The organism is Cupriavidus sp. 01T418, assembly GCF_056398885.1.
In genome coordinates this window covers 1-509 of the sequence record NZ_JBFTQG010000167.1, presented here as the reverse complement: position 1 = coordinate 509, position 509 = coordinate 1, and the positions used below count along the sequence as shown (strand labels likewise).

1 protein-coding gene is annotated in these 509 nt (G+C 71.9%); it reads right to left on the bottom strand.

All coding sequences use genetic code 11. The features are described 5' to 3' along the window. Window positions 1-509, bottom strand: a 509-nt coding sequence (locus AC1DQ3_RS36740) for a hypothetical protein (RefSeq protein ID WP_477124982.1), incomplete at both ends; no start/stop codon positions are given.

Sequence of the window (509 nt, the reverse complement as noted above, 5' to 3'; positions counted from 1 at the left end):
GTCGCGAATGGCGGCCAATTCCACGGAGAGCGCCTTGAAGGCCGGCTCGCGGCGCAGTTGGTTTTCCGCGGCGCCAGAGAGCAGGGACAGCTCGTTCAGGCTGAGGCCGGGCCGCTGCTCGTGCAGGCGGCGGGCATAGGCCAGATTGGCTTCCCTGTCCCGGCGCGGCGCGGCGTCGCGAATAGCGTCGCGAATGGCGGCCAGTTCCACGGGGAGCGCCTTGAAGGCCGGCTCGCTGCGCAGTCGGCTTTCCGCGGCGCCCGAGAGCAGGGACAACTCGCTCAGGCYGAGGCCGGGCCGCTGCTCGCGCAGGCGGCGGGCGTAGGGCAGACTGGCTTCCCCGTCCCGGCGCGGCACGGCGTCGCGAATGGCGGCCAATTCCACGGAGAGCGCCTTGAAGGCCGGCTCGCGGCGCAGTTGGTTTTCCGCGGCGCCAGAGAGCAGGGACAGCTCGTTCAGGCTGAGGCCGGGCCGCTGCTCGTGCAGGCGGCGGGCATAGGCCAGATTGG